Below are 19,218 nucleotides of genomic sequence, written 5' to 3'. Positions count from 1 at the left end.
AATTATCCTGGTCTGGCGCTGGAAGGGCGGGAAACCGGCGGTGCTGCTGAAGGCTGGCGCCGTGCCAGTTCCGAGATCAGTTCGATGACATTGTCGCGGTCCGATGCCGCCAGCATGTTCCAGCGCTGCAGGTTTTGTGCGGCTAGCGTCACATACTCCGCGCGCCATGCAGCCGACGTCAGGGTCGCAACGATCTGTGCAGCCGCGGCGGCTGGATCGGACGGCGCTATGAAAATGCCGGACTCGTCCAGCACCTCGCGGAACACCGGCGCGTCCGGGGCGATGATCGGCAGGCCGCCATATTGCGCTTCGAGCAGCGGCAGGCCGAGGCCTTCGTCGTGCGATGTGCAGATGAAGGCGTCGGCGGCGTCGAGGATGTCCCTGACGCGTTCCGTCGGCTGGTAGCCGTGCAGGGTCACGCCGTTGCTGCTTTTCAGTCTGTGCCAATCGTCGCCCCAGCCTTGCCGTCCGACAATGTCGAGAGTGGCGCCGGGAAATCCCAGAGCACGCAACGCTTCAACGAGTTTGGCAGCCGCGACAAAATTCTTGCGCGGTTCCACAGTTCCGAGTGTGACCAGCCGCAGGGGTCGCGGCCGTGCGTCACGTCCGGCGCGATGCCTGGACTGCAGATCGAAGACGTTGCGGATCGGCGGTCGGTACAGGCTGATCGTGGCATCGCTCCGGCAGTGTGCCGACAGTTTGCGTCGGGTGTCGTCGGAATTGGTGAGGAAACGTGGATAATGCTGCAGCGCCAGCTTGAACGGTGCCGCCATGTAGAGCCGGGCGCGGGCGTTGAGGTCGGCGCGGCGCGTCAGCAGAAAGTCGTCATGCATGTAAGGCAGCACGCGCGATGCGAACGGACGCAGCAGCGGGCTCGGCGGAAATCCCGGGCATAGCAGGATCGAGGACGACATGGCGAGGCGCCATGGCAGTCGGAAAGTTTGCGTCGCCACCATCTGTGCCGTGCCATGCGACGTCACCGGCACCACATTAAGCGGCGCCAGCGCTTCGCGCGAGAACAGCTCTTGCGTGATGCGTTCGAGCCCGGTGACGTGACGTCCCAGATGGGTGTGGTCGACATAGATTGCCATGCAGTGTCCTGGTCTCGGCGTTACGCCGGAATAAGCCCGTGTCTTGCGTCAGGAAGGCGGCGCGTCTGGTTCGGACGCCGTTGCGGCTCGCGTGGCAGCAACAGCGTGATCAGAACGACAAACTGGGTGAGCTGGATGTTCTTCGATGAGAAGCTCACCGAACTTGCTGCGACCATCAGGATCAGCAGGACGATCGCCCAGGCGGCGAGGCTCGACCGTCTGAGAATTTCGATGAAGAAGCAGACGAGCCCGATTGTCAGCAACGCGGTGTGAACGAGGCCGAACTGGACGATGCTCGAAACCCAGAAATTTTCGATGCCGTAGTTCAGGCCAAGCTGCGACTGCAGCGCATTTACCCGGACCGGATCTGGACCGAGCGTCAACTCCTGCCAGTCAAAATGCGACAGCAGATTGAACGTCGCATATCGCGCCAGCGTACTGCCCTTGTCCGAGGAAAACCGCAGCAGCATCTTGTCGAAGATGCCGAGGTCCAGCGCGGCGAAGATGCCGCCGATGGCGACGAACAGCAGGCACATCGCCGTGATAGCCACGAGCAGCGATACCCGCTTGCCGCGAAACAGTTTGAAGGCTTCGACCAGCGCCAGACAGCCAAGGATCGCCAGAACCGTGATCAGGGCCGTGCGGCCGCCGAAAGCCATCAGCGAGCCCAGGCAGATGGTGATCAGGGGCAAGCGGATCGCGATCACGGGACATAGTGCCGGACGCAGCACCAGCGCCAGCACGTAAGCGGCGACGACGCCGGATGCCGTCAGCGGGTGGCCCAGAAATGCCGACGCGCGCCATTCACCGAGCACCAGCACGCTGCCGAGCGTGAGGGGAATCAGGCGATGACCGGAAAAATATTCATAATAGCCGAGCATGACGTTCAGCAGGATCGCGGCGTGGACCGCCCACACCAGCCATGCCCTGTGCCGGCCCGAAAGCCGCCAGATCACCAGACACAGGACAACGGGCAGCAGAAATGTGTCGATGATCACCGTGAACGGGCGTTGCAGCACGAACATCTGCACCAGCAGGCAAAGCCAGCAGAACAGATAGACCAGCACCAGTTTCGACTGCGACAGTGTCCGGTTAATCTCCGCAAATGGATCTGCGTTGCGGACCAGCAGCAGGAACGACGCCCCGAACACCGCATAAGTGGCGGGATGCAGTTTCTCGTAGAATCCGCCGCCATTGGTCATGTAATGGATTTTCCAGTTCGTCAGCATCGCTGAGGACACCGTGAACATCGAGATCACCGCCACCAGCATCAGCGCGGCGATCGCTGCATCGACCAGCTGGGTCGCTGTGATCGGCGCGCGGTTTGCCGTACCCGCTGCGCGACGATATGGCGTGCCCGATCCGTGGAGATGCCGCGATGCCATCATCGTGCGACGCTTGCCGCAGCGGCCGCGGTTCCGTAGGGCTTCAGATAGGCCGAACTACGATAGTAGTCGTAGAACTGAAGCTTGTTGAGATCGACCTGCGTCAACACCGTGCCGAGCATGCGGTCATAGACTGGCGCCAGCAGGTTCATGGTGTGGGTCACCACCTCCTGCGGTGTCTGGTTCCAGGCCAGTGCAAGCACGATACGATCGGCCAGTTCGGCCAACGCGCGGCCGTCCACCAAGGGGACCAGCGGCGGCGAGTCGATGATGATCAGTTCGTAGCGTTGCCGCAGATGGTCCATCAGATCGGCGATGCGGTCGGAAAACATCAGCTCCGTAATGAAATTCTCGTCCTTTTCCGCCGGCGCCGGAAGAATGGAAAGGCCGGTGCTGGGATCGACCAGCAGGGCCTGGTCGAGCGACGTCTCTCCCATCGCGACTTGTAACAGGCCGACGTCGGCATGAGGGCACAACGCGCGCGTCAGGCCGGGATTGCGCAGATCGCCGTCGATGAGCAGGGTACGGATCCCGAGCGTGGCCAGTGACAGCGCCAGATTGGCGGCGAGGGTGGTCTTGCCTTCGCCATCGAGTGCGGATGTCACCACGATGATCTTGATCGGTTCGATCCGCAGCGTTCGCTGGATCGAGAGGCGTACTGCGCGGATCGCTTCGGCGAAGAAAGTGCCTGGCTCTTCAATAGCATAACGCATCAGTGGCGGCTGCAAGGACGGCGGCAGCAGCCGCATTGTGCGGGGATCGTAACTGCCGAGATCGCTACGTCCGCGTTTGGCGCGGCCTGCGAGTTCGCGCACCCCGATCAAGGGCAGGGCGGCCAGCGCCGGCAAACCGGAAATCTGTTCGGCCTGTTCCAGCGTCTTCACGCGCCCATCGAGATAATCGAGGAGAAACGCCAGAACCGTGCCGGCGCCGAGGCCGAGCATCATGGCAAGGCCGAGAATAAGCTTGGATTTCGGCGACGAAGGCCCGATTGGGATGCTGGCCTTGGTGACCACGCGTGAATCCGGCATTTCCAGGCTTTCCTGCGCCGATGCCTCTTTGTAACGCGCCAGATAGGATTCATAGAGCGTCCGGTTTGCCTCGGCCTCGCGCTGTAACTCGTGCAGTCGCACCTGGGCCTGGCCGGACTGGCTCGACACGCCCTGCAGCTTGTCGAAGCTTTCCTTCAGCGAGTTCTCGCGTGACAGCGCGATATCGTAGTCATGCCGCGTGCTTTGCAGGATGCGCTGGATCTCGTCGTTGATCAGCCGCTGGGTGTCGGCCAGCTGCGCGCGCGAATTGGCGACGAGTGGATGACGCGGGCCGTATTTGCTGGACAGGTCGGCGCTGTTCTTGGCGATGTCGGCATATTGCGTACGAAGCTTGGAAATCATCTCCGAGGAGATCACCGCATTGATGCCGCCGGGATCGGCGCGGGATCTGGTCAACTCCTGCACCTGGTCGAACTTGGCGCGTGCCTCTGCCGTCTGCACGCGTGCAGAGATTAGCTTGTTGTTGAGATCGGTGATCTGCTGGTCGTTCACCGTGACGCCCTGCGACACTGCGAGGTTATTGGCCGTGCGATAGTCTTCGACCGATTGTTCCGACGTGCCGACACGCGATTTCAATGTTTCGATCTGGCTGTTGAGCCAGTTGGCCGCGATCCGCGTCGCGTCATATTTGGCGCGAACCTGCTCTTCGAAATAGCCTTCGGCAATGGCATTGGCGATCGCGGCAGATTTTTGCGGCACCTCGGAGCTGACGTTGATGTCGACCAGGAAGGTGGTGCCTTGCCGCGTCACCTTCATGCGGCGCTGAAGAATTTCGACCGATCGCGACCGCGCGGTGTCTGCGGCATTGGAGCCCGCCACAGGCACGCTGCTGCTGAACAGGCGCTTGACGGGATCGAGCAGGCCGGGCTGCGGCGTGAACTCCGGGTCCTCGGTGAGCTTGAGCTTATCGACGACCCGCTGCAGGATAGCGACGGACTGGATCAGCAACGTCTGGCTCTCGATCGTGGCGTCATCTGTGCCGAAATTCGACAGCACGGCCTGGTTCGTCTCGACAACATTGGCGCGGCGCGGATCGACCAGGACTGTGGATGTCGCCGTGTAGAGCGTGTCTACGCTCATGATGTAGGCCACGGCGAGCGACATCAGGATCAGCGGCAGCAACGCGACCGTTTTCCAGCGCCGACGCAGGATGCGGCCCATCTCGCGCAGATCGACCGCCGGTGCCGATGATGGTTCAGTGAATGTCGCGGGCGCCTCGTCGGGCGCCAGATACGACAGCTCAGAATTGCGCTGTAACATTAATCCCCACCTGATGTTTGTCGTAGCTGAAGGCCGAGACGTCGCTGCTGCGGTCGGTGTAGCGGTGGTAAGCTGACATCGTGACAAACCGGTTGAGCAGATATTTGACGCGGGCATCGGAGGTGACGACCGTGTCCTTGCGATCCTGACCGAAGAAGCGATCTTTCTCGTAGGTGCCAGCCAGCGACAGAATGACGTTGCGACGCAATTCGTAGTCGGCACCCACCTGAAGGGCATTGGCCTGCACGCCGGCCGAACTTGTGGCGGAGGTTTCCGTGACGATCTGTTCGGCCTTGAAGTGGAGATCGAGCAGCTTGGTCGGCCGATACGTTAACTGCGCGCGATAGGACGGGCCCTCGATCACACCGATGGTGGCATCGCTGAACTCCTGCCGCGCATAGCCACCGCCGATTTCGCCGCTGAGCAGGTGCGTCAGGCCGATGGTGATGCCGGACAACGCGCGATAGCCCTGGGAATCCAGCGATCGTTCCGGTGTGCCGCGGATGCTGCGCTGGTTGCCTTCGATGCCTGCGAACCAGCCGAGAATGGGCGAAAACGCGTAGTCCATCCTGCCGTGCACCGCGTAGATCTGCCCGTCGCGACCGTCCTGGCTGATAATCGTGCCGTCTTGCGCGCGGCTTTGGCCGTAATCGTAGGAGCTGACGCTGATGCCGGCCGATGCTGCCAGCCTGTTCCACTCCTTGCGGACACTGACGTCGCCTGAGAACAGGTTATAGGGCGTCGGCGAAACGGCGTTGGTGGGCGAACTCAATGTCCCGACGCCTTCGTTCAGATGCGCGATCTGGAAACTCGTCAGGACGGCTAGATCGTGCGAGACATCGTACCAGGCATTCCCCTTTAGGCTGGCGTCGGTCTGGTCGAGGCTGGAATTGTCACGATAGATCGTCGATGCCGTGTCCAACTTGATATCGATGCCGTGTCGTTCCCAAAGGGTATGCGCCCGCAACGACGGCGCGATGACGGCGGCGATGTCTGCGCGCTTGTCGGTGTTCGACGAAAAGACGTTGCTGTCATAGAAAGTACCGGACATCAGCTGCGGATTGAACATCCAGGAGCCGTAGCGAATGCCGACGGGCTCATAGCCGGGTTGCTGCCGTTGCTTTACAGGCATGTCTTCGGGCTGTACCGCATCGCGTGTATCCGTCGGCGTGAGATCCGGCAGGACCGATGGCTCGAATACTTTCTGCGCATTCCAGGGAGCCGCGACGACCTGGAACGTTGACGGAATGACCTGGGCGGCAGATGGTGAAGCGAGGCCGATGGCGATCGCGGTTGAGCTTGTTGCGAGTCGAATCCCGCGGCAGCGCGAGACTGCCGGACGCGTCGCTTCTTCACGAGCGAATAAAGCGTTCGGGCATTTCAACGCACGATTCATCCAGTTTCCCTTGTGCGAAGCGGATCGCGCTTGCAGCCTGATCGCCTTCAAACATCACAACGCTGCCCGCAGGAACGCGAGCCTGCGCCGATGTCGAGAATCAACGGAGTGGTGGAGGTGACGCGCTTGTCGAACACAGAGCCGTCCATGATGTACGTTCGTATCGAACTGCGCTTCTGCGCTGCAGCAACATACCCATCGCAAAGAGACCAGACTATGGCGAGATGAATGGGGGCAAGGGGTTGCACATCTTGAAGGTCATCGGTCGTGCGTGCAGCGATGCCTAGAAGTAGCGCTCCGGAATCCGGATGTTGTCGCCCGGAAACACCCGGACCGGGGCATCGAGCGGATACACCTCTTCCGTGTTGCCGCCGGATCGGCGCAAGAACACCTTGTTTTCATTAGCGCGATAGCTGAGGCCGCCGGCGCTTGCAACCGCATCGAGAATGGTCATGCCGATGCGGTACGGATATTCGCCGGCCTTCTTCACTTCGCCAAGGATATAATAGGGGCGATACAGCGCCATCTCGATATTGACGCGCGGATCTCGCACGATCCCCTTCGACAATGCCGCCGTGATCGAGCGTTCCAGCTGTCCGGTCGTCAGGCCTCCTGCCCGAATTCGCCCCGCCAATGGAATCGATGCGTAGCCGCTGCTGTCGATCTCATACTCCCCGCTGATATCGGCTTCGCCGTACACTTTCAGGCGAATTCTGTCAGTCGGTGCAAGGGTGTAGCTTGCCGATGTCGCTTCGGCTGCTTGCTTGCTCTGTGCCATAGCCGGGGTTGAGAGACGCAAGCCTCCTGGCATGGACGTCAGTATCAAGCACAACCCGGCGACGCCGAGTGATCGTTGCAACATCATGGGGTCCTGCCTGCTTATCGACCTCAGTGTGGCCGGTGATGACTGCCGCAAGCTAGGCGACCAACAAGGCGAAAGCATGTGGCGCACAAACGGCGGCCGCACTTGCGCTAGAGCACCACGATCTCTTCGCCCTCGATCGCAATGCAGGTCAGCACGCCGGATCGCCAAGCGCCGGTATCGATGTTGATGCGGTTGCTGCGGATGTCGGGATGCGGCACCGGCGTATGACCGTGCACGATATACTTTTCGTGGCGTTGCGTCGCGTTAAGGAAATCGTCACGGATCCAGATCAAGTCCTCGGCTGCCTGCAATTCCAATACCACGTTAGGCCGGACGCCCGCATGGGCGAAGAAAAAGTCTCCGCAGCAATAGCTGTTGCGCAGACATTGCAGGAAAAGCTGGTGGGTCCGCGGAAGAACATCGCGCAATTGTCGATGCAAGTCGCGCGGTGCCGGATGTTCGGACGTAGAAATGCCATAGGAGGCCAACGTCTGCCGTGCGCCGAGCGGCAGCCAGTCTGGTAGCGCAGCGGGATCATGCAGGAATGATTCCAGCATGGCTTCATGGTTACCGCGCAGGCATATTGCACGGTTTCGCACCAGTCGAATGGTGAGCTGATCGATGACACCGCAGGAATCGGGGCCACGGTCGATGTAATCGCCAAGATAAACTTCGGCAGAATGACGGACCGGCCTGCGTTGCAAGTCGTCATCGATGCGGGCGACTATCTCCGCGAGAAGATCCGCGCAACCGTGAATATCGCCGACAGCGTAGATGCGTGTTTCCGGCGGAAGCGCGGGGCGAGGGGGGCGGATGGTGGGGTCTTGCTGATGCATCGCGAAACACTCGACACGGATCGGTCCTGCCGTCAATCGTTCACACGATCCGGAATCTTAAGTAGTCTTTCTGAAAAGCCGAGAGTTGCGCGGCAGCGACTCGTGCAACCGATCTCAAAAAAACGAGGCGCAAAAAAATCGGCTGGGTCGTAACCCATTCTTTGCATTTAACCAATCTCGCATTGCGATCATGATCCGATCTGCAGTGTAAACAATAAGGCCTCTGTCTTCACCGCAGCGCCGCATTTCGCTCATCAAGTTAGGAAATGTTCGATCACATGAGATGCCTGGTGTGCTTCGCCAGTGCATCAACAGAATGTCCCTTTGCAAAAAATGCGCGGCGTCCCGAGGGACAACGCTGCGTAACGACGCTGTGAGTGCTTCGGCTCCCAGCGTTTCCGACCTTGAACAGAAGGCGCGCAATGGTGTCGACATTAACAGTTTCCGGATTCAATCAGAATAGTCCTGCATCGCGATGGAAGAAACGGCATACGATCTCGGTGCGGCCGCTTGAATATGCCGGCCATATCGGCCAGCGCACCAGGCGACGGTCGACGCGAGCCGAGCCGTCGACCTCGATCGGAAAACGCGTGCTCGATACGGTTGCGGCCAGCGCGGCGTTGCTGTTTTTCGCACCGTTGTGGATCGCGGTGGCGATCGCCATAAAGGTGACGTCGCCGGGGCCCGTGCTGTTTCATCAGTATCGCTACGGCTACCGCAACCGGTCTTTCAAGATCTACAAGTTCCGCTCGATGCGCAGCGATGCCGGAGATGCCGCAGGTATCAAGCAGACGGTGCAGGACGACTCGCGAATTACGGCTGTGGGACGCATTTTGAGGAAGACCAGCCTCGACGAAATTCCGCAGCTTCTGAATGTCATCAAGGGCGACATGTCGCTGGTCGGACCGCGGCCCCACGTTCCCGGAATGCTTGCCGCCAATGTGCCTTACGAGGATCTCGTCCCGTATTATTTCCAGAGGCACACCGCCCGACCGGGAATTACGGGCCTCGCCCAGGTCAGCGGTTGTCGAGGCAGCACCGTCGAGCCGGCACTGGCCATTTCCCGGATCGAATACGACCTGGACTACATCGAGAAATGGTCACTCCGCATGGATATCATGATCATCGTAAAGACCGTTCGCCGCGAATTTCTGTCGGGGAGCGGGTTTTGAACAACCACATCGGCAATTCATCCGACGCAGGAGTGCAAGCATTGACGAAGGTGCATGCACGTATCGTTGCAGTGCTGTGATCAGGCGGCAAGAGATTCCGGCTGTGGCCGCTCTCCCGCGAAACCTGCCTTGAAGCAACTTGTCTCTTCTCGGTGACCGAATGCTGCTGCAACAGACCGCACCGCGGGTGGCGGCCCTGTTGTTCTCAGATCCGAGTGATTGACGATCGACGACAGGCAAAGCCTGCTGTCCGTCAAGAAAACTAAAGCCGTATACGGCAATACTCTTAAGCAAGGTGGTTGAGATGAATACCGTGCAACGCGCGAAAGCATTTCTGAAACAGGAGTTTCCGTCGATCTGGCTGCAGTGGCATTTTGCGCGCCGCCCCAAATCGGCGGAACGGGAATTGCAGTATCTCGAAAAAATCGTGCCGCGCGGAGCGTTGACCGTCGATGTCGGAGCCAACCTCGGATTGTATACGCAGCGGCTGGCGCGGTTGTCGAAGCAGGTTTATGCGTTTGAACCGTCCCACGATATGGCGCATTTCCTTCGTCGGACGTCGGCGTCGAATGTGACGGTCCACGAGATCGCGCTTTCTGATGAGAATGGAGAGGGCGAGTTGTTTATTCCCCAGGACGAATCGGGATCGGTGCACGGCCTGGCATCGCTCGAGCCCCAGATCGATGCATCCGGTAGATCGCTCGCTTCGCTCAACGTCCGGACGGCCCGCCTCGACACGATCGTCGACATCGATGTGGCATTCGTGAAAATTGACGTTGAAGGCCATGAGTTGAACGTTCTCAACGGCGCCACCAGCCTGATCGATCGCTGTCAGCCGGTCTTTCTCGTGGAAGCTGAGGACCGGCATCGACCGGAGGCAACCCGGCTGGTGTTCGATTTCTTTCGGGAAAGAGCGTACCGGGGCTACTTTCTGAAGGGCCGGCAGATCGTCCCCGTGGATCAGTTCAAGACAGACCAGTTGCAGAATGTCACGGCGCTGATGCCCAATGGCGGCCGCCTCGACGGTCGGTCCTATGTCAATAACTTCTTCTTCTTTCCCCATCATCTCGACGGCCAGTTCATCCTGTCCAGTTAAGTCGCAGGTTCAACAAATCCGCGGAACGCAAGGTCGCGTCAGCGCGGCGACACACTTCTTAAGACAGGACTACGAATGCAGATTGCAATTGTCGGTGCCGGCTATGTCGGCCTCGTATCGGGTGCGTGTTTCGCCGATTTCGGACATCATGTGGTCTGCGTCGACAATGATCCGGTGAAGATTGCCGCACTCAACCTTGGAAAGATTCCGATTCATGAACCGGGGCTTGCGGATCTGGTGACGGCAAATATTGCACAGGGTAGGCTTCGTTTCGTCAATGACATGAAGTCGGCGGTCGAGGCCGCCGAAGTCGTGTTTATCGCGGTCGGGACGCCGTCGCGCCGCGGCGATGGTCATGCGGACCTTTCCTACGTCTTTGCGGCGACCGACGAGATCGCCGGCTTTCTTTCGGAAGCAACGATTGTGGTGACCAAGTCGACCGTGCCTGTAGGAACCGGCGACGAAGTCGAGCAGATCATTCGAGAAAAAAACCCGGAAAAAAACATTGCGGTAGTGTCGAATCCGGAATTTCTCCGTGAAGGAGCGGCAATCCGGGACTTCAAGCATCCGGATCGCATCGTGATTGGCACCACTGACGCGCGCGCGCGCAGCGTCATGGCTGAGGTCTATCGCCCGCTTCATCTCAACAAATCGCCAATTCTGTTTACGGATCGGCGAACGGCGGAACTGACAAAATACGCGGCCAATTCCTTTCTTGCGACCAAGGTGGCCTTTATCAACGAGATCGCCGACCTTGCCGAGAAGGTCGGCGCCAACGTGCAGGAAGTGGCACGGGGGATTGGGCTCGACAATCGCATCGGTATGAAATTTCTCCATGCGGGGCCGGGCTTCGGCGGGTCGTGTTTTCCAAAAGACGCCTTGGCGCTGATCAAGACGGGACAGGACAACGAGGCGCCATTGCGCATTATCGAGACAGTCGTCGCTGTAAACGAGCAGCGCAAAAGAGCGATGGCGCGCAAGGTGGCTGGTGCCTTCGGCGGCAATATCCGCGGCAAATCCATTGCTGTCCTGGGTGTGACGTTCAAGCCGGATACCGACGACATGCGCGATGCGCCGTCCATTCCGCTGATCACGGCACTTCAGGACATGGGCGCAATCGTGCGCATCTACGATCCGGTTGGCATGGACGAAGCCAAAAAGGTCTTCGAGAATGTGACCTTTTGCGACAATGCCTATGAATGCGCCAAAGGCAGCCACGCGCTGGTGATCGTCACTGAATGGGAGCAATTCCGGGCACTGGATTTCAAGCAACTCGCGTCGCTCATGGTATGCTCGGTGATCGTTGATCTCCGGAATATCTATTCGCCCGAGGAGGTCACGCGAAATGGATTCTTGTATTGCGGCGTCGGCCGGTCGAACTCGCCTGCGTACTGAAAACTGTCCTTTACGGTCGGCCGCGTCAGTGGAATCCGTATGCCTGCGTCGATGCCCATCTGGAGCGGTCAGGTTTCGGCGGCAATGGAAGGTTCGGGGCCTCGCATCGTCCGCGTTGTTTCGCTAGCGATCCGCATGAAGGCGCGTGCGGCGGCGGTCTGGTAGCGATGTGCGTCCCAGAGAATGGCTCCGTAGCGACGGATCCAGGGCGGGCTGATCGGCAGGATGTCGAGATCGCGCCTGCCGGTCAGGCTGCGATCGGCCAGGATGGTCGGTGGTCCGCCGGATCTGGCCAACTCGATCAGCGCCTCGACCGCGTCCATCTCGACGCGGATGTCGAGCACCATGCCTTCGGGGAGCGACTCGTCGAGAAGACGACGCGTCGCGAACGTGGTCTTCAACAGCGCAAGCGGTTGACCGCTTAACGAGGCGAACGGGACGGAGGTCTGCGTCGGTCGTTCGCGTGTTTTTGCGCGGACCAGAACGAGACGCTCTTCGAAAAGGCGCTCGACTCCCAGTTCCGAATATTGTGGCGGATCAAACGCGATCGCCAGATCGAGATGGCCCGACAGGATCCGCCGCTCGACATCAAACGCACTTCCCACTTCCACGTTGAGCCGGACGCCCGGATATTGACGGCTCAAGCTCGCAATCATCTTTGGCAGAAAGGCGGTGCTGTAGGTGTGGATGACTCCCACGCGGAGAGTTCCGGTCATGCCGCCTTCGAGCTCGGCGATCGCGGTCCGTGCGGCTTGCGTCTGCACCATCAGCCGTTGCGCATGCTCGCGCAGGGTGCGCCCGGTCTCGGTCAGTTGCATGCCCTGCGGGGTCCGATCGAACAGCACGGTGCCCAGATCTTGTTCGAGCGCGCGAATTTGCTGCGAGAGCGTTGGCTGGGCTACGCCGAGCGCGTCCGCCGCTTTTGCCATCCGGCCATGCGCGGCTACCGCAAGAAAGTAATTGAGGCGCCTGGGATCCATTGCGCGATTACAATTACCGATCGGATCAATAGTTTCAAGTGTATTGGCCTATTGCTCCGGCCATGGCACCGTCCCGGCCAATCAAACAGCGGCAGCGGCAGACGTCGTTTTCGACTTTCGGCAGGGAGGGCATGAGCCCATGATTTCTCGACGCTTTTTCGTCTCCGGGGCAGTCCCCGCGATACTGGCAGGCTCGCTGGCCTTCGCCGGCGCGGCGCCCGGCGCAGCGCTCGAATATCCCACCAAACCGATCCTGTTGATCGTTCCCTTCGCCGCCGGCGGCGCGGCGGACATCATCGGCCGGACGATCGGCGAGAAACTGGGCCAGCTCTATGGGCAGCAGGTCGTGGTCGAAAATCGTGGCGGCGCGGGTTCCAATATCGGCGTGGGCGCTGCGGCCAAGAGCGCGCCCGACGGTTACACGCTCGTGCTCGGCTCGATCGCCGTTGCGGCAAATCCGTGGCTGTTCAAGTCCATGCCGTACGATCCGCTGAAGGACCTGACGCCGCTGACCCTGGCACTGGAAACGCCCAACATCGTGCTCGTCGCGCCGTCGTCGCCGATCAAGAACGTCCGTGACCTCATTGGGTTTGCCAAAGAGAAGGCCGGCTCGGGCGGCGCCACCTATGGCTCGGCCGGCATCGGCTCATCGCTTCATCTGGCGGCGGAGCTGTTCCGGCAGAAGGCGGGCATCGAGCTCACCCATGTGCCGTATCGCGGCTCGTCGCCGGCGCTGACGGATCTCATGTCGGGTCGCATCGATGTGATGTTCGACAATGCATCGACTGCGCTGCCGCAGGTTCAGGGCGGCAGCCTCCGTGCCATCGCAGTGACGACCAAACAGCGCGTCGCGGCCTTGCCGGATGTGCCGACGATCGATGAATCCGGCGTGCCCGGCTTCGAACTCGGCAATTGGTGGGCCATCTTCGGGCCCGGCGGAATGCCGCCTGAACTGGCCGACCGCATCAGCGCGGACCTGCGGAAGGTCCTGGCCGATCCTGACGTCCGGCGTCGCTTCGCCGAGGTCAGCGGTCGCGTGATCGCATCAACGCGCCAGGAACTGGCCGATCATCTGGGCCGGGAAAACGCCAGCTGGAAGCAGATCGTGGATGCCGCCGGCGTCCGCGGAAGCCAGTGAGCCAGCCACGATCTCAATCGCAATTTCGGGACTTCGATCATCGTTAGCGGCCTCGCAAAGAAGGCCAGGGAGAATAAAGTGAAGAAGGTAGTTTCAGGTCTGGTGCTCGCCGCTCTGACCTTGGCGTGCCCAGTCGCATCGGCCCAGAATGACGGAGCGCTGAAGATCGGGGCGGTCCTCGACATGTCCGGACTGTTCGCCGACATCACCGGGCCCGGCAGCGAGGCGGCCGCCAAGATGGCCATCGAGGATTTCGGCGGTGAGGTTCTCGGCCGCAAGGTTCAGATGGTCGTGGTGGATCATCTCAACAAGGCAGACCTCGCCGCGAATTTCACGCGTGAAATGCTCGATAATCAGGGTGTCGAGGCCATCGTCGACGTGGCCGGCTCGGCGACGGCGCTTGCCGCGGCAGAGATGGCCAAGGCTCGCAACAAGATCATCATGTTCAACGGTCCAGGCGCCGTGCGTCTCACGAACGAGGCTTGCGGTCCGTATGTCGTCCATTACACCTACGACACCTATGCGCTTGCCAGCGTAACCGGTCTTGCTACCGTCAAACGTGGCCTCGACACCTGGTTCTTCCTGACGGCCGATTACGCTTTCGGCCAGGAACTCGAGCGCGACACGTCCAGTGTCGTCACCAAGGCCGGTGGCAAGGTCGTGGGCCAAGTCAGGCATCCGATCAACACGTCGGACTTCTCGTCCTTCCTGCTGCAGGCGCAGAGCTCGAAGGCCAAGGTGGTCGGTCTGGCCAACGCGGGTGGCGACACGATCAATGCGATCAAGCAGGCGGCGGAATTCGGTTTGACCCAGTCCGGGCAGAAGATGTCGCCACTGCTGGCTTTCATCTCCGACATCGACAGCGTGGGACTGGAAACGGCGCAAGGGCTGTTGCTCGCCGAAGCCTTCTATTGGGATCTGAACGATGAGACGCGCGCGTTTACGACGCGATTCATGAAGCGCACCAAGCGCGCGCCGACGTCGGCACAGGCCGGCGTCTACTCGTCGGTGCTGACCTATCTGAACGCCGTCAAGAAGGCCGGTACGACGGATGCGGCGGCCGTCATGAAGGTTATGAAGGAAACGCCGATCAACGACATGTTCGCGAAGAACGGCCGGATTCGCGAAGACGGCCGCATGATGCACGACATGTATCTTTTTGAAGTGAAAAAACCGTCGGAGTCCAAGGCGCGCTGGGACGACTACAAGCTGCTGGCGACCATCAGCGGTGAAGACGCGTTCCAGCCGCTGTCGGCATCGCGTTGTCCGTTGGTCAAGAAGTAAGCAGAGCAGGCGGCGGATTCCTTGATGGTTCCGCCGTCCGTTCCAGCACGACAGCAGAGGCGATCATGACTATGCCAGTAACGGCAAGGGTGGATGCGGTCGAAACCATCCTCGTCGATGTGCCGACCATCCGCCCGCATCGGCTGTCGATGCATACGATGAACAGCCAGACGCTGGTGCTGGTCATTATCCGTTGCTCGGACGGTACTGTTGGAATTGGCGAAGGCACCACGATCGGCGGTCTCAGCTACGGCGAGGAAAGCCCCGAAGGTATCAAGCTGACCGTGGATACCTATATCGCTCCGGCTATTCTCGGGGCGGACGCCTCGCGCGTGGCAGCGCTGATGAGCCAGGTCAAGCAGCGGGTCAAAGGCAATCGCTTTGCGACCTGCGCCGTAGAAACGGCGCTGCTCGACGCGCTCGGCAAACGGCTCGATCTTCCGGTATCCGAACTATTGGGCGGGCGGCAGCATGCCTCGCTGCCGGTCGCCTGGACGCTGGCCAGCGGAGACACCGCGCGCGATATCGAGGAAGCCGAGCGCATGCTGGATGCGCGCCGGCACAATATCTTCAAGCTCAAGATCGGGCTGCGGTCGGTCAACGACGATGTCGCACATGTCGCCGCCATCAAGCGAGCCCTCGGCGACCGCGCCAGTGTGCGCGTCGATGTCAACCAGGCATGGAGCGAAGTCGAGGCGCGGCGCGGAATTCCCGCGCTGGAAGCCGCCGGTGTGGATCTGATCGAGCAGCCGCTCTCGCGCGACGATCGGGGTGCACAGGCACGCCTCAGCGGCCGCTTTTCGGTCGCGATCATGGCCGATGAAGCTCTGCATGGCGTCAGGGATGCATTTGACGTCGCCCAGCGCGGCGTTGCGGACGTGTTCGCTTTGAAGATCAACCAGGCCGGTGGCCTGTATGATGCGGTCAAGATGGCCGCGATCGGCGAGGCGGCCGGCATTGGTCTCTATGGCGGGACGATGCTCGAAGGCGGGGTGGGCACGGCTGCGTCGGCGCAGGCCTTTTCGGTGCTTCCCAAACTGGCGTGGGGAACGGAGCTGTTCGGACCGCTTCTCTTGACGGAAGAAATTCTCGCCACGCCGCTGCGCTATGCCGATTTCGCGCTCGAAGTTCCGACGGGGCCAGGCATTGGTGTGGAGCTCGACATGGACCGCGTGGCCTTCTTCCGCCGCGATGGCTCCGCGGATCGCCCAGGCTTGGCGAGCAAAATCGCGCGAGCCTGATTGCCGCTGCCTGCCGCGCGTGATCCGTGCGGCAGAGTTGGAACTTTCTTTACCGGCCACTGCTAAATCCCTCTGAGGGCCGTCGCCCGGGATGCGCGCTCGCGCGGATATTGCTCGGCAGGGATTAGCGATGAAAGTTCTCGTTCGGATCGCCTTCGTGTTGGCGGGCGCAGCGCTCATTTGGTCGCCCGCAAGCGCCCAGCAGCAGGGGCCGTTGCAGGTCACCTCGGGCGTGAGCTACGAATATCTCGATCGCTGGGACGTCAACCGCCTCAATCAGATCCTCACCGTCGATACGCCAAAATTCTCCGGCATTCCGGTGACCTACACGCCTGCGACCAACGCGGTGAAATTGTATCGCGTGACCTATTCATCGGTGGTGCCGGAGCGCGACAACAAGCCGATCACCGCTACCGGGTTGCTCGCGATCCCTGATATTGCGGGCACGTCGTTTCCGCTGGTGTCGTATCAACACGGCACGGTGTACGGCAAGCAGGAGGTGCCGTCCTATCCGGAGCAGTCGCCCGAAACGCAATTGATGATTGCGCAATTCGCGGGGCAGGGCCGCATCGTGATCGGCGCCGATTATTTCGGCATGGGGGCGTCAACCGAGCCGGAAGGCTACATGGTCAAGCGAAGCCACCAGCAGGCGACGGCCGACATGCTGCAGGCCGGCCGTGCCGTGCTCGACCAGATGAAGCTTGGCGCGCCAAAGCTGTATCTCGCCGGCTGGTCGCAGGGCGGCTTCGTCACCATGGCGCTTCTGGAGAAGCTGGAGAGCACCGGCGTGGCTGTCGTGGCCACGGCGACCGCGAGCGCGCCCGTCGATGTCTCCGTGGCGCTGAACGGCTTCCTCAACTTCCCGCGCAAGAACGATGCGAGTTGGGTGACCACGCTGTTCATCCTGTCGGCATTCTCGTTCGAGAATTATTACGGAATTCCCGGGCTGGCGCGCGCGCTGATCAATGACGACGCCTATGAAATTTCCCGCAAGGCCTATCAGCGTCAGCCCTACAATGCCGCCGATGTCCCGACCGACCTGCACAAATTGATCCGCCCCGAATATTTCGATTCGCAGTACTTTGCCGCCTCCGCCTATGGCCGGCTGGTGGCGGCGGCCAATTCGTATCGCTGGGTGATCAAGACCCCGGTGCGCAACTATTTCGGGGAGAGCGACGAGGTCATCAGCGTCGGTCTTGGTCAATTGGCAATGACCTATCAGCGCGCGATCGGCAGCGGCAATCTGCAGGTCGAGGCGGTTTCCACCGGCCCCACCACCCACCGTGGGACATTCGCGACCGCCGTGCCGCAATGGAAGGCGTGGTTCGACAGCAAGTGAAGCGGGCGGCTCCCGCAGGCGCCGCACGTCAATCGGTTGCGTGCGGGAAAGCGGGGCACGCGCCGCCGCCCTGAACTGTTTTCTAGGTGCCGTGGGCGGTGGCGATATGGCCGTCAGCTTCCAGCAGCGCCTCAAGCAGTTTGCGCCCCGAAGTGTCGGCCTGCATGATCGGGTCCGCCTTGAAGGTTGCCTTCAGAAAGCTCGACACTGCCCGGATCTGCGGGACGAATTGCAGGTCGGTGTGAACATTGATCTATAATTCGCGCGTGGTCGAAATCGCGATGGCATCCGAAGGGCGTACGCGGCGTTTCGGTGTCGCAGCGGTCGAACCACTACGCGACGGTGAAGAATTACTTCGAGGTCATCAACGACAACATCGCCCTGCTCGTACAGATCGAGAACCAGATTGGATGCGGCCGACGAGATCGCCGCGATCGACGGGGTGGATTGCCTGTTCGTCGGGCCGTCCGATCTGGCCGCCACGCTCGGCCATTTCGGCAATCCCGGACATCCCGACGTGCAGGCTGCGATGCAGCGCATATTTGAGGCGGCTGCCCGTCATGGCAAGTCGAGCGGCATTCTCGCGCCTGTCGAAGCCGATGCCCGCCACTATCTGGAACTGGGCGTCACATTTGTCGGCGTCGGCAGCGACTTAGGCGCGTTCCGCGGTGCCACCCAGGCGCTGCACGACAAATATCTCTGATCCGGGCGCTGGGTCACTTTCTTGCACCAGACCGACCAACAGCGGTCGCGACTATCATCCTGAAGGAGTTATATCATGAGCAAGCTAGGTTTCGTCGGTCTCGGCATCATGGGCACGCCGATGGCGGGCCATCTCATCACCGCTGGTCACTAGGTGTTCGCCTATGACCAGAAGGATCTGCCGGCCGAACTGCTCGCCAAGGGCCTCGTCAAGTGCGATTCCAGCAAAGACGTCGCCAAGGCGTGCGACATCTTCTTCGTGATGGTGCCGGATACCCCGCATGTCGGTGCTGTGCTGTTCGGCAAAAACGGCGCCGCTGAAGGCCTGTCGAAGGGCAAGATCGTCGTCGACATGAGCTCCATCTCGCCGATCGAGACCAAGGAATATGCCGCCAGGATCGAAGCGCTCGGCTGTGAATATGTCGATGCGCCGGTATCGGGCGGCGAAGTTGGCCCCAAGGCGGCCACGCTCTCCATCATGGTCGGTGGCAAGGACGAGGTGTTCGAGATCGTCAAGCCGCTGTTCGAACTGATGGGCAAGAACATCACGCTGGTAGGCGGCGCCGGTGCCGGCCAGACCGCCAAGGTCGCCAACCAGATGATCGTTGCGATGACCATCGAGGCGGTGGGCGAGGCGCTGCTGTTCGCCTCCAAGGCGGGCGCGGATTCGGCGCGCGTGCGCCAGGCGCTGATGGGCGGCTTTGCGTCGTCCAAAATTCTTGAAGTACATGGCGATCGCATGGTCAAACGGACCTTCGACCCGGGCTTCCGGATTGCCCGGCACCAAAAGGACCTCAACCTCGCCCTGACCGCCGCACGCCAAATGGGCATTTCGCTGCCCAAACCCGCGACATGTCAGGAACTCTTCAACTCCTGCGCCGCCAACGGTGGCAGTGCCTGGGACCATTCGGGTATGGTCAAGGCGCTCGAATTGCTGGCCAACTTCGAGATCGGCCAGAAAGCCTGATCTCCACGAAAGACGACAC

At 60.9% G+C, this 19,218-nt stretch carries 16 protein-coding genes and 1 pseudogene; 9 read left to right on the top strand and 8 right to left on the bottom strand.

Annotated features, from left to right (window positions below; translation table 11 throughout):
- Nucleotides 1–2: 2 nt before the first annotated feature.
- The 6 genes from FNL56_RS20435 to FNL56_RS20410 form a co-directional block, all read right to left on the bottom strand.
- Entirely contained in the window at nt 3–1,091 is a 1,089-nt protein-coding gene (locus tag FNL56_RS20435; RefSeq protein WP_143574786.1) for a glycosyltransferase, read from the bottom strand.
- Between the two features lie 20 nt (nt 1,092–1,111).
- Nucleotides 1,112–2,479, bottom strand: a complete 1,368-nt coding sequence (locus FNL56_RS20430) for a VpsF family polysaccharide biosynthesis protein (RefSeq protein WP_210245417.1) — start codon at nt 2,477–2,479, stop codon at nt 1,112–1,114.
- Complete coding sequence (locus FNL56_RS20425; RefSeq protein WP_143574785.1) at nt 2,476–4,788, bottom strand: GumC family protein; 2,313 nt, start codon at nt 4,786–4,788, stop codon at nt 2,476–2,478. The genes FNL56_RS20430 and FNL56_RS20425 overlap by 4 nt, the downstream gene beginning before the upstream one ends.
- Entirely contained in the window at nt 4,769–6,184 is a 1,416-nt protein-coding gene (locus FNL56_RS20420; protein ID WP_143574784.1) for an outer membrane beta-barrel protein, read from the bottom strand. Before FNL56_RS20420 ends, FNL56_RS20425 begins: the two co-directional genes overlap by 20 nt.
- Before the next feature lie 283 nt (nt 6,185–6,467).
- Entirely contained in the window at nt 6,468–7,049 is a 582-nt protein-coding gene (locus FNL56_RS20415) for a polysaccharide biosynthesis/export family protein (RefSeq protein ID WP_246661595.1), read from the bottom strand.
- Between the two features lie 107 nt (nt 7,050–7,156).
- Nucleotides 7,157–7,885, bottom strand: a complete 729-nt coding sequence (locus FNL56_RS20410; RefSeq protein ID WP_143578227.1) for a metallophosphoesterase family protein — start codon at nt 7,883–7,885, stop codon at nt 7,157–7,159.
- A gap of 590 nt (nt 7,886–8,475) precedes the next feature.
- Here FNL56_RS20410 and FNL56_RS20405 point away from each other — a divergent pair.
- The 3 genes from FNL56_RS20405 to FNL56_RS20395 all read left to right on the top strand — a co-directional run bounded on the left by FNL56_RS20405 (nt 8,476) and on the right by FNL56_RS20395 (nt 11,548).
- Entirely contained in the window at nt 8,476–9,057 is a 582-nt protein-coding gene (locus tag FNL56_RS20405) for a sugar transferase (RefSeq protein WP_246661020.1), read from the top strand.
- A gap of 304 nt (nt 9,058–9,361) precedes the next feature.
- The gene (locus FNL56_RS20400) at nt 9,362–10,153 is read left to right on the top strand and encodes an FkbM family methyltransferase (RefSeq protein ID WP_143574781.1); all 792 of its coding nucleotides are present in this window, start codon (nt 9,362–9,364) and stop codon (nt 10,151–10,153) included.
- A gap of 75 nt (nt 10,154–10,228) precedes the next feature.
- The gene (locus tag FNL56_RS20395; protein WP_143574780.1) at nt 10,229–11,548 is read left to right on the top strand and encodes a UDP-glucose dehydrogenase family protein; all 1,320 of its coding nucleotides are present in this window, start codon (nt 10,229–10,231) and stop codon (nt 11,546–11,548) included.
- A 68-nt stretch (nt 11,549–11,616) separates the two neighbouring features.
- Here the strand turns inward: FNL56_RS20395 and FNL56_RS20390 are convergent, their stop codons facing one another.
- Nucleotides 11,617–12,528, bottom strand: a complete 912-nt coding sequence (locus tag FNL56_RS20390) for a LysR substrate-binding domain-containing protein (RefSeq protein ID WP_143574779.1) — start codon at nt 12,526–12,528, stop codon at nt 11,617–11,619.
- A 43-nt stretch (nt 12,529–12,571) separates the two neighbouring features.
- Here FNL56_RS20390 and FNL56_RS20385 point away from each other — a divergent pair, with 43 nt between their 5' ends.
- The 4 genes from FNL56_RS20385 to FNL56_RS20370 all read left to right on the top strand — a co-directional run bounded on the left by FNL56_RS20385 (nt 12,572) and on the right by FNL56_RS20370 (nt 17,530).
- Nucleotides 12,572–13,666, top strand: coding sequence for a Bug family tripartite tricarboxylate transporter substrate binding protein (locus FNL56_RS20385; RefSeq protein WP_143574778.1), 1,095 nt, complete (start codon nt 12,572–12,574; stop codon nt 13,664–13,666).
- A gap of 78 nt (nt 13,667–13,744) precedes the next feature.
- The gene (locus tag FNL56_RS20380) at nt 13,745–14,950 is read left to right on the top strand and encodes an ABC transporter substrate-binding protein (protein ID WP_143574777.1); all 1,206 of its coding nucleotides are present in this window, start codon (nt 13,745–13,747) and stop codon (nt 14,948–14,950) included.
- Nucleotides 14,951–15,021: 71 nt separating this feature from the next.
- A complete protein-coding gene (locus FNL56_RS20375) occupies nt 15,022–16,191 on the top strand; it encodes a muconate/chloromuconate family cycloisomerase (protein WP_143578614.1) in 1,170 nt (389 codons plus the stop codon).
- 130 nt (nt 16,192–16,321) lie between these two features.
- A complete protein-coding gene (locus FNL56_RS20370; RefSeq protein WP_143574776.1) occupies nt 16,322–17,530 on the top strand; it encodes an alpha/beta hydrolase family protein in 1,209 nt (402 codons plus the stop codon).
- Nucleotides 17,531–17,612: 82 nt separating this feature from the next.
- Here the strand turns inward: FNL56_RS20370 and FNL56_RS28635 are convergent, their stop codons facing one another.
- Nucleotides 17,613–17,738 carry a hypothetical protein gene (locus FNL56_RS28635; protein ID WP_256365911.1) on the bottom strand — a complete coding sequence of 42 codons (126 nt, stop codon included), beginning with the start codon at nt 17,736–17,738 and terminating at the stop codon, nt 17,613–17,615.
- Between the two features lie 198 nt (nt 17,739–17,936).
- Here FNL56_RS28635 and FNL56_RS20365 point away from each other — a divergent pair, with 198 nt between their 5' ends.
- Entirely contained in the window at nt 17,937–18,233 is a 297-nt protein-coding gene (locus tag FNL56_RS20365; protein WP_210245416.1) for an aldolase/citrate lyase family protein, read from the top strand.
- Nucleotides 18,234–18,308: 75 nt separating this feature from the next.
- Nucleotides 18,309–19,199, top strand: a pseudogene (locus FNL56_RS20360) (2-hydroxy-3-oxopropionate reductase).
- Nucleotides 19,200–19,218: the final 19 nt, after the last annotated feature.

Origin of the sequence: Tardiphaga sp. vice304 (genome assembly GCF_007018905.1) — a bacterium.
Lineage (GTDB): Bacteria > Pseudomonadota > Alphaproteobacteria > Rhizobiales > Xanthobacteraceae > Tardiphaga.
This window is presented reverse-complemented; position numbering and strand designations above follow the sequence as displayed.

Coding starts and splice junctions, on each gene's coding strand:
- FNL56_RS20435 (WP_143574786.1), bottom strand. CDS start 1,091: ATGGCAATCTATGTCGACCACACCCATCTGGGACGTCACGTCACCGGG.
- FNL56_RS20430 (WP_210245417.1), bottom strand. CDS start 2,479: ATGATGGCATCGCGGCATCTCCACGGATCGGGCACGCCATATCGTCGC.
- FNL56_RS20425 (WP_143574785.1), bottom strand. CDS start 4,788: ATGTTACAGCGCAATTCTGAGCTGTCGTATCTGGCGCCCGACGAGGCG.
- FNL56_RS20420 (WP_143574784.1), bottom strand. CDS start 6,184: ATGAATCGTGCGTTGAAATGCCCGAACGCTTTATTCGCTCGTGAAGAA.
- FNL56_RS20415 (WP_246661595.1), bottom strand. CDS start 7,049: ATGATGTTGCAACGATCACTCGGCGTCGCCGGGTTGTGCTTGATACTG.
- FNL56_RS20410 (WP_143578227.1), bottom strand. CDS start 7,885: ATGCATCAGCAAGACCCCACCATCCGCCCCCCTCGCCCCGCGCTTCCG.
- FNL56_RS20400 (WP_143574781.1), top strand. CDS start 9,362: ATGAATACCGTGCAACGCGCGAAAGCATTTCTGAAACAGGAGTTTCCG.
- FNL56_RS20395 (WP_143574780.1), top strand. CDS start 10,229: ATGCAGATTGCAATTGTCGGTGCCGGCTATGTCGGCCTCGTATCGGGT.
- FNL56_RS20390 (WP_143574779.1), bottom strand. CDS start 12,528: ATGGATCCCAGGCGCCTCAATTACTTTCTTGCGGTAGCCGCGCATGGC.
- FNL56_RS20375 (WP_143578614.1), top strand. CDS start 15,022: ATGCCAGTAACGGCAAGGGTGGATGCGGTCGAAACCATCCTCGTCGAT.
- FNL56_RS20370 (WP_143574776.1), top strand. CDS start 16,322: ATGAAAGTTCTCGTTCGGATCGCCTTCGTGTTGGCGGGCGCAGCGCTC.